This window comes from uncultured Amaricoccus sp., assembly GCF_937891315.1.
Taxonomy (GTDB): domain Bacteria; phylum Pseudomonadota; class Alphaproteobacteria; order Rhodobacterales; family Rhodobacteraceae; genus Amaricoccus.
Genome location: NZ_CALAGI010000011.1, coordinates 1 through 7,808, shown reverse-complemented (window position 1 = coordinate 7,808; position 7,808 = coordinate 1). Strand labels below are relative to the sequence as shown.

Below are 7,808 nucleotides of genomic sequence, written 5' to 3'. Positions count from 1 at the left end.
TTGAATCACGACGTATCGCCCTTGAGAATCCCTAGAGTCCACACATCCTAGCGCGCTCTGGCGGGGGCTACTCCCCCGAGACCTCGCTGGTCGCCTCGGCATTGAGCTGATCCCAGTTCTGGGTGCCGATCCGCTCGATCAGGCCGAGCTGCACTTCGAGGAAGTCGACATGGCCTTCCTCGTCGGTCAGCAGCTCCTCGAACAGGTTCTTCGAGACATAGTCCCGCACCTTCTCGCAATAGTCGCGCGCTTCCTTGTAGAGCGTTACCGCGTCGAGCTCGGCCGCGAGATCACATTCCAGCGTCTCCTTCGGAGTTTCGCCGATGCGCAGCGGGTCGAGCGTTTGCAGGTTCGGATGGCCTTCGAGGAAGATGATCCTGTCGATCAGCTTGTCGGCGTGGCTCATCTCCTCGATGCTCTCGGCGCGGGACTTCTTGGCCAGCTTGCCGAGGCCCCAGTCGGCCTGCAACCGGTAGTGCAGCCAGTACTGGCTGACCGCCGTCAACTCGCTCCGCAGACCCTTGTTCAGATATTCGATAACTCCTGCGTCGCCCTTCATGCTACGTCCCCTTGCATAAAACCTTCGGCGCACGGGACTGCCCGTGCCCATGGAGAGACGCTACAGGAGGTGGTCGGCGGACCGCAATATGGAATCGTTCTAAACTAGGATCACGAATTCTCGTTCGGGTCGTTTCCACCGAGATGGCCGAGAACCAGCATCACGGCGGCGGCGATGACCCCCAGGCCGACCAGATGCGTCGCCTTCGGTCGCGTCGCGCCAAGCGCCGACAGCATGGCGAGTTGGCGCACACGGCGCTGAAGCTCCGCCCGTTCGGCGGCCAGAGCCCGCGCCCGCCGGTCGGCTAGGTTCGAGAGGACGAGCACGAAGACGCAGAGAAACAACGCGCCCCCGGCCATGATCGCAAGCGCTGCCAGGAGACCGAATCGTTCGGCGAGTGCCACGGTCCCGGCTGCGAGAGCGAAGACGAGAAACAGGAGGCCGAACAGGCCGACCAGGGCGAAATAGACGATGCGCCGGGCGGCCTGATCGCGGACGGCCGCGACCTGGGCGCCGCCCAGCGACAGGAACATGCGGGCGAGGCGCAACATGCGGTCAGCGGCGGAGGACAAGGCCCGCGATCAGCCCGGCCAGCGCCGCGATACCGAGCGCGCGCCACGGGCCGCGGCGGGTCGAGGCGGCGATGTCCTTCTCGATCTTGCGGATCTCGGCGGCGAAATCGGCGAGCGCGGCCTCCCCGGCGGCGAGACCTTCGGAAAGGTTCGCCGATCCCGCGATGGCTTCGGCCCGTTCGCGCCCCATCCGTCCGACATTGTCGACGAGCGACGCGATGTCCTTGCGCAGCTTCGCCAGTTCGTCGGACAACGCGGCGACATCCTCGGTGGCGGCGTCCTCGGCCTTGGTCTTGGTGGCGCTCATCTCGGTCCCTCTCGCAGGAGCATACGCTAGGCCGCGCGCGGCCACGCGGTCAACGCCCGCGCCCATGCTAACGCGGCGCGGCGCGGACTGGTTCCTCAGAGCCGGCCGAGAAGCTCCGCCTTCTTCGCGGTGAACTCTTCCTCCGACAGGATGCCCTTGCCGCGCAGATCGGCGAGCTTCTCCAGTGTCGCGAAGATGTCGTCCTGGGCGGACGCGGAAGGTTCCGGAGCGGCGGAGGCGGCCCGGCCGGGGGAAGCGTCCGGGGTGGGCGAGGGGGTCGAGGCCGGAGCGGGCGCGGATGGCTCGGCCTGGGTGGGCGGGATTTCCGCCGCCTGCGCGGGCACCGGCGTCGCGTCGGCGGCGGTGACGACGGGCAGATCGGCGACCCGGACCACGCCGCGCTGGCTGGTGAAGGTCATCGACTGGTCGCCGCCCTGCTGCTGCGAGAAGCCGGAGATCACATGGTCGCCGATGTCATAGACCGTCACCTGGCTGCCGCGCGAGATCGCGAGCCGACGGGTACCGGGGAAGACCGCGTAGCGCAGGTCGTTCTGCGCGCCGGACGAGCCGGGCGCGCCGAGCTCCGCCGGCCAACCCGAGCCACCCGAGCCGGGGACGAACAGGCTGACCCCGGCCGATCCCTGGCTCTGACTCTGGCTCGCGACGGGCGCCGGTGCGAAGGGGGCCGAGGCGAGCAGGCTCGAGAGATCGACGCAGAGCGCATCGACCCGCGACTTCAGCGCGTGGTTGAACATGTCGCCGATCATGATCATCCCGCCGCGTGACCATTGTCCCATGCCGCCGAACTCGGGATGGTTGAATTGCGCCTGGTTGCCGTTTCCGGCCGCCAACGCCATCAGCATGGCGCGCGCCGCGTCGGTGCTGAACCCCTGCGTGCCGGCGATCCGCTCGACCGCGCGCTGGCCATCGGCCGTCAGTTCCATGCTCGTCTCTCCCGATCGCCCCTCGTCGCGCCTAGCACGGCAAGCCGGCGACGCCCAGCGCGCAATGACCCGATCCGGCGCTTGATCCGGGCGGATATCTCCCCGATGGTGCGATATCCTGACAGTGCCAGAGAGTTAGATGCCCGATTTCGCCCTTGAATCCCGCTCCGTCCAACCCGTCTGCGGTATCGACGAAGTCGGTCGCGGGCCGCTCGCCGGGCCGGTGGTCGCCGCGGCGGTGATCCTGAACCCACTCGCAATCCCCGAGGGTATCGACGACAGCAAGCGCCTGACCGCCGCTCGGCGCGAGGCGCTCCATGCCGAGCTTCTCGCCTCGGCCGTCGTCGGCGTCGGGCAGGCGAGCGTCGAGGAAATCGACCGGATCAACATCCTGCGGGCGAGCTTTCTCGCCATGCGCCGCGCCCTCGCCCAACTGACGCCCGCGCCGGCGCTGGCGCTGGTCGATGGCAACAAGGTGCCGCCCGATCTCGGCTGTCCGGCGCGGGCCATCGTCGGCGGCGACGGGCTGGTCCTGTCGATCGCCGCCGCCTCGATCGTCGCCAAGGTTACGCGCGACCGGATCATGGTGGCGCTTGCGCAACAGTTTCCCGGCTATGCGTGGGAACAAAACAAGGGATATGGCACCCGCGCCCACGTCGCGGCGCTGTCTGAACTAGGCGTGACCCCACACCATAGGCGTTCCTTCAAGCCGATCCACAATATCTTGTGGGAAGCCGCATAGTTAAGTCCTTGATTCAATTTATAATTTGACCCCGATTCGCTTTTGACTCATGGTTGCGGGCAGATCAGCCCTCATCCTCGGGAAAATACGATGTCAAGAGCGCAAGTATCGTGCGGAAAAACCGAACTGGAACTGGACACGATACTGGCGGGGGACTGCGTCGAAGAGATGAACCGGCTGCCGGAAGCCAGCATCGACCTCATCTTCGCCGATCCGCCCTACAATCTTCAGCTGAAGGGCGAGTTGCATCGCCCGGACAATTCGCGGGTCGACGCGGTCGATGACCATTGGGACCGCTTTGCGTCCTTCGGCGCCTATGACGAATTCTCCCGCGCCTGGCTCGCCGCCGCGCGGCGGCTGCTGAAGCCCGACGGCGCGATCTGGGTGATCGGCTCCTATCACAATATCTTTCGCGTCGGCGCGACGCTGCAGGACGCCGGCTTCTGGATCCTGAACGACGTGGTCTGGCGCAAGTCGAACCCGATGCCGAATTTTCGCGGCAAGCGGCTGACCAACGCGCATGAGACGCTGATCTGGGCGGCGAAATCGGATCAGTCGAAATACACCTTCAACTACGAGGCGATGAAGGCGCTGAACGATGACGTTCAGATGCGCTCCGACTGGGTGATCCCGCTCTGCACCGGGGCGGAGCGGCTGAAGACCGCCACCGGCGAGAAGGCGCATCCCACGCAGAAGCCGGAGGCGCTGCTGCATCGGGTGCTGGTCGCCTCGACCCGTCCGGGCGACGTGGTGCTCGACCCGTTCTTCGGCACCGGAACCACCGGCGCGGTGGCCAAGCGCCTCGGCCGGCGCTTCATCGGCATCGAGCGCGAGGCGGACTATCGCGCCGCCGCCGAGGCGCGGATCGCCAGGGTCCGGACGCTCGACGCCGAGGTGGCGGCGGTGACGACGCCCAAGCGCGCGGAGCCGCGGGTCGCTTTCGGCCAACTGGTCGAGCGCGGCATGCTCTGCCCGGGCGAGATCCTGCATTCGATGAACGGCCGGCGCCAGGCCAAGATCCGCGCCGACGGCACGCTGATCGCCAACGACGTGCGCGGCTCGATCCACCAGGTCGGCGCCGCGCTGGAGGGCGCGCCTTCGTGCAACGGCTGGACCTACTGGCATTTCCGCCGCGAGGGCGAGAGCATCCCGATCGACGTCCTGCGCCAGCAGGTACGGGCCGAGATGCACGACTGACCGCTCGTCTATCGGCGGGAGTTGGCGCGGCGAGCCGGAGCCGTGGCGTCGCCAAGCGCGCCGAGGCCGAGCCTCAGCGCCTTGCGCATCACCGTCGGCATCGCGGCCAGGGCGGCGTCCGCGTCGCGGAACTCGCCCGTCGCGGTCATCCCGACGCACGCGCCCTCCACGGTCAGTATCAGGTGGAAATGGGTGAAGGTGTGCCGCGCCTCGACCCCGAGATCGCGCCAGTCGGCCGCGAAGGGTGGACGCGGGGATGGTGCCATCTCGGCCCAGTCAGTGCCGGGTAGTCCGAGCATGCCGCCGAGCAGCCCGCGGTCCGGCCGCCGCTCGACCAGCACGGCGCCGTCCGCCCGCCGGGCAAGATAGGCGACCCCGCGCCGCACCGGTTTTTTCGCCTTGCGCACCTTGCGCGGCAACTCCGCCGCGATGCCGAGCCGGCGGGCGCGGCAGGGCGTGAGCCAGGGACATATTCCGCAGGCCGGGGCGCGCGGCGCGCAGATGGTGGCGCCGAGATCCATCACCGCCTGGGCGTAATCGCCCGGCCGCTCCGCTGGCGTCAGCAGCGCGGCGAGCGCCCGGAGTTCTTCCTTCGCCCCCGGCAGCGGCGTCTCGACGGCGTGGAGCCGGGCCATTACCCGCTCGACATTGCCGTCGAGCACAACCGCGGGCCGGTCGAAGGCGATCGAGGCGATCGCGGCGGCGGTATAGGGTCCGATGCCGGGCAGCGCGCGCAACCCCGCTTCGGTTTCCGGAAACCGCCCGCCGAGCTCGCCCGCGACCAGGCGGGCGCATTTCAACAGGTTGCGCGCGCGGGCGTAGTAGCCGAGGCCGGCCCAGGCGGCCATCACCTCGGCATCCTCGGCCGCGGCGAGATCGCCGATGCGCGGCCAGCGGGCGACGAAGGCGGAGAAATAGCCCTTCACCGCGGCGACCGTGGTCTGCTGGAGCATCACCTCCGACAGCCAGACGTGATAGGGATCGGGACGGATGCCAAGCGCCCGCGCGTCCGGCGGCACGCGCCATGGCATCGATCGCGCCGCGCCGTCGTACCAGTCGAGCAATTCGGCCGCCATCCGCTCCACCCGTGAACATCCCTCCTGACAAACCCGACGCCAGCGGCTAGCTGTTAACCAAACCAGCGAACCGGGGGCGGCATGGCCGAGGACACTGGCACGCCGGGCGCGAAAGGCAAGGCGCCGCGCGGCAAGGGTGGCCACGCGGGCGACCGCCGGGGGCGCGGGTTCGCGCGGGCTGGCACCATGATCGGTCCGCAGTTGAACAGCGTCGCGGCCCGGCGCGGCTATGCCGAGGCGCGGCTGCGGGCGCTCTGGGCCGAGATCGTCGGGCCGGACTGCGCGGCGATCGCGCGGCCGGTGAAGCTCGCTTCGGCGCGCGGGCCGGCGGGCGGGCTGCTGACCCTTGCTGTCTCGGGACCGCACGCGCCGCGGCTGCAGATGATGATCCCGGTGCTGCGCGAGCGGATCAACGCGGCGCTGGGGCCGAACGCGGTTGGCCGCGTCCAGCTGGTGCACGCCGCCGCGGGCTTTGCCGAGACCCCGGCGCCGCGGCCGGAGGCGCCGGCGCCGACTCCGGACTTGCACGCCGTGCGCTCCGAGATTTCAAGCATTGGTGATGAGGATTTGCGCCGGGCCTTGGAGACATTGGCCCGGAATGTGCTATCCCGGCCCCGACCTTTCGAATAGCAACCGGAACGCCCAATGATCACCGCCCTGACCCGCCGCCACACTCTCGCCGCCCTCGCGACCGCCGCCGCGACGACCGCGCTGCCCGGACTCGGCCGGGCGCAGGCGCCGCGCCAGGTGCTGGAAATGACCATGGGCGACGCGGACGCGCCGGTGACCCTCGTCGAATATGCGATGTTCACCTGCCCGCATTGCGCCGATTTCAACGCCGAGGTCTTCCCGCGGATCAAGGAAAACTACATCGACACCGGCAAGGCGCGACTCGTCTTCCGCGAGGTCTATTTCAACGCGCCGAGCCTCTGGGCCGCGGTGATCGCGCGCTGCGCGCCGGCGGACCGTTATTTCGGCGTGGTCGATCTCCTGTTCTCGACGCAGGCCGGCTGGCTCAATTCGCAGGACGGGCCGACGATCATGAAGAACCTCTACGGCATCGGGCGGCAGGCCGGGTTGACCGACGCCGAGATGGACGCCTGCCGGCAGGATCAGACCTTCGCCGAGGCGCTGGTCGCGGCCTACCAGAAGAACCAGGTCGCCGACGGGATCGACGCGACACCGACTTTCGTCATCAATGGCGAGAAGGTCCCGAATTCCTCCTACGAGGAAATCGCCGCGAAGCTCGACGCGGCCTACGCCGCCGCGAAGCCGTAAGGCCGGGGGCTCAGCGGCCGCCGGCGCGGCGGTCGCGGCGGGCGGACATCGGCTGGAAGGCCACCGCCACATGCGTCTCGCAATAGGGCTTGCCGGCCACCGTCGGCAGGCCGCAGAACCAGAAATCGTCGGTCGCGGGATCGCCGACCGGCCATTTGCAGGTCCGCTCGGTCAGCTGCATCAGGCTCAGCCGCTTGGCCTTGCGCGCGGCTTCGGCCAGATTGGCCAGTGCCTCGGCGCTGATTTCCGAGCCCGAGGGCTGCGGCGGCATCGGCTGGCCGGGAACGCGCGGCCGTTGGGCGGGTATCTGATCCTTGACCATCGGCCGCGGCGCCACCGGGGCGACTGGCTGCGGCGGGACGGCCGCGACGGCGGGCTTCGGCGCCGGGGCCGCGACCACTTCCTCGTCGGCCTCGATCCCCGGATCCTCGACGCCGCTTTCGAGCAGCGCCTCGTCCTCGGCGTGGTCGGTGCCCGGCACCCGGTTCGACAGGCCAAGCCGATGCACCTTGCCGATCACCGCGTTGCGGGTAACGCCGCCGAGCTCCTTGGCGATCTGGCTCGCGCTCTTTCCCTCGGACCACATCAGCTTGAGGGTCTCGACGCGCTCGTCGGTCCAGGACATCGAATTCTCCACGGCTTTACATCGTCGGTTCGGAAAGGTCAGGGGCGCGGGTTTCCCCACGCCCCTATTCTAAGCACGCGCGGGCCGGTTACAAGCGCGGCCGGCGGGAATCTGGCCCACACCGGCTCGCCCCGCCCTCACGTCGACCTCGTTTGCCAACGGGGCAAACCATTCCGCTTTCGTCCGGCGGGCACCCGTGACACGCCCGCCGCTACCAAATTCCCGATCCACAGCGAAGCATCGGTTGATACCTAGCTGATCCGTTGCAGCAATTCGTCGATCGACTTCTTGGCGTCGCCGTAGAGCATCCGCGTGTTCTCCTTGTAGAACAGCGGGTTCTCGATGCCGGAATAGCCGGTGCCCTGGCCGCGCTTGGAGACGAAGACCTGCTTCGCCTTCCAGACTTCCAGCACCGGCATGCCGGCGATCGGCGAGTTCGGGTCTTCCTGCGCCGCCGGGTTCACGATGTCGTTCGAGCCGATGACGATGGCGACGTCGGTCGAGGGGA

Annotated in this window: 11 protein-coding genes; 4 read left to right on the top strand and 7 right to left on the bottom strand. The window is 68.6% G+C overall.

The features are described from left to right. Window positions 1-67 precede the first annotated feature (67 nt). The 4 genes from bfr to Q0480_RS00785 all read right to left on the bottom strand — a co-directional run bounded on the left by bfr (window position 68) and on the right by Q0480_RS00785 (window position 2,382). Window positions 68-559, bottom strand: coding sequence for a bacterioferritin (gene bfr, locus Q0480_RS00800; RefSeq protein WP_299129719.1), 492 nt, complete (start codon window positions 557-559; stop codon window positions 68-70). A 110-nt stretch (window positions 560-669) separates the two neighbouring features. Continuing rightward, complete coding sequence (locus Q0480_RS00795) at window positions 670-1,110, bottom strand: hypothetical protein (RefSeq protein WP_299129717.1); 441 nt, start codon at window positions 1,108-1,110, stop codon at window positions 670-672. Between the two features lie 4 nt (window positions 1,111-1,114). After that, on the bottom strand, window positions 1,115-1,438 hold the full coding sequence (locus tag Q0480_RS00790; RefSeq protein ID WP_299129715.1) for a hypothetical protein: 324 nt from the start codon (window positions 1,436-1,438) through the stop codon (window positions 1,115-1,117). 95 nt (window positions 1,439-1,533) lie between these two features. Next, complete coding sequence (locus Q0480_RS00785) at window positions 1,534-2,382, bottom strand: SHOCT domain-containing protein (RefSeq protein WP_299129713.1); 849 nt, start codon at window positions 2,380-2,382, stop codon at window positions 1,534-1,536. A gap of 139 nt (window positions 2,383-2,521) precedes the next feature. On the opposite strand from Q0480_RS00785, the gene Q0480_RS00780 reads away from it, so the two are divergent. Beyond that, window positions 2,522-3,124: a ribonuclease HII gene (locus tag Q0480_RS00780; RefSeq protein WP_299129712.1), complete on the top strand. Its 603-nt coding sequence runs from the start codon at window positions 2,522-2,524 to the stop codon at window positions 3,122-3,124. Window positions 3,125-3,214: 90 nt separating this feature from the next. Beyond that, the gene (locus tag Q0480_RS00775) at window positions 3,215-4,321 is read left to right on the top strand and encodes a site-specific DNA-methyltransferase (RefSeq protein WP_299129710.1); all 1,107 of its coding nucleotides are present in this window, start codon (window positions 3,215-3,217) and stop codon (window positions 4,319-4,321) included. Window positions 4,322-4,329: 8 nt separating this feature from the next. Here Q0480_RS00775 and Q0480_RS00770 read toward each other — a convergent pair whose 3' ends face one another. Beyond that, complete coding sequence (locus Q0480_RS00770; protein WP_299129708.1) at window positions 4,330-5,397, bottom strand: A/G-specific adenine glycosylase; 1,068 nt, start codon at window positions 5,395-5,397, stop codon at window positions 4,330-4,332. A gap of 81 nt (window positions 5,398-5,478) precedes the next feature. Between Q0480_RS00770 and Q0480_RS00765 the strand changes: the two genes are divergently transcribed. Beyond that, window positions 5,479-6,027, top strand: coding sequence for a DUF721 domain-containing protein (locus Q0480_RS00765; RefSeq protein WP_299129706.1), 549 nt, complete (start codon window positions 5,479-5,481; stop codon window positions 6,025-6,027). 15 nt (window positions 6,028-6,042) lie between these two features. After that, window positions 6,043-6,675, top strand: a complete 633-nt coding sequence (locus Q0480_RS00760; RefSeq protein ID WP_299129705.1) for a DsbA family protein — start codon at window positions 6,043-6,045, stop codon at window positions 6,673-6,675. A gap of 10 nt (window positions 6,676-6,685) precedes the next feature. Here Q0480_RS00760 and Q0480_RS00755 read toward each other — a convergent pair whose 3' ends face one another. Both Q0480_RS00755 and Q0480_RS00750 read right to left on the bottom strand, forming a co-directional pair. Further along, entirely contained in the window at window positions 6,686-7,300 is a 615-nt protein-coding gene (locus tag Q0480_RS00755; RefSeq protein WP_299129703.1) for a GcrA family cell cycle regulator, read from the bottom strand. A gap of 251 nt (window positions 7,301-7,551) precedes the next feature. Then, on the bottom strand, window positions 7,552-7,808 hold a 257-nt coding region (locus Q0480_RS00750; RefSeq protein WP_299129701.1), incomplete at its 5' end, for an NAD(P)(+) transhydrogenase (Re/Si-specific) subunit beta.

Excerpts from the sequence above, each read along its gene's own strand:
- bfr (WP_299129719.1), bottom strand. The coding sequence starts at position 559 with ATGAAGGGCGACGCAGGAGTTATCGAATATCTGAACAAGGGTCTGCGG.
- Q0480_RS00795 (WP_299129717.1), bottom strand. The coding sequence starts at position 1,110 with ATGTTGCGCCTCGCCCGCATGTTCCTGTCGCTGGGCGGCGCCCAGGTC.
- Q0480_RS00790 (WP_299129715.1), bottom strand. The coding sequence starts at position 1,438 with ATGAGCGCCACCAAGACCAAGGCCGAGGACGCCGCCACCGAGGATGTC.
- Q0480_RS00785 (WP_299129713.1), bottom strand. The coding sequence starts at position 2,382 with ATGGAACTGACGGCCGATGGCCAGCGCGCGGTCGAGCGGATCGCCGGC.
- Q0480_RS00780 (WP_299129712.1), top strand. The coding sequence starts at position 2,522 with ATGCCCGATTTCGCCCTTGAATCCCGCTCCGTCCAACCCGTCTGCGGT.
- Q0480_RS00775 (WP_299129710.1), top strand. The coding sequence starts at position 3,215 with ATGTCAAGAGCGCAAGTATCGTGCGGAAAAACCGAACTGGAACTGGAC.
- Q0480_RS00770 (WP_299129708.1), bottom strand. The coding sequence starts at position 5,397 with ATGGCGGCCGAATTGCTCGACTGGTACGACGGCGCGGCGCGATCGATG.
- Q0480_RS00765 (WP_299129706.1), top strand. The coding sequence starts at position 5,479 with ATGGCCGAGGACACTGGCACGCCGGGCGCGAAAGGCAAGGCGCCGCGC.
- Q0480_RS00760 (WP_299129705.1), top strand. The coding sequence starts at position 6,043 with ATGATCACCGCCCTGACCCGCCGCCACACTCTCGCCGCCCTCGCGACC.
- Q0480_RS00755 (WP_299129703.1), bottom strand. The coding sequence starts at position 7,300 with ATGTCCTGGACCGACGAGCGCGTCGAGACCCTCAAGCTGATGTGGTCC.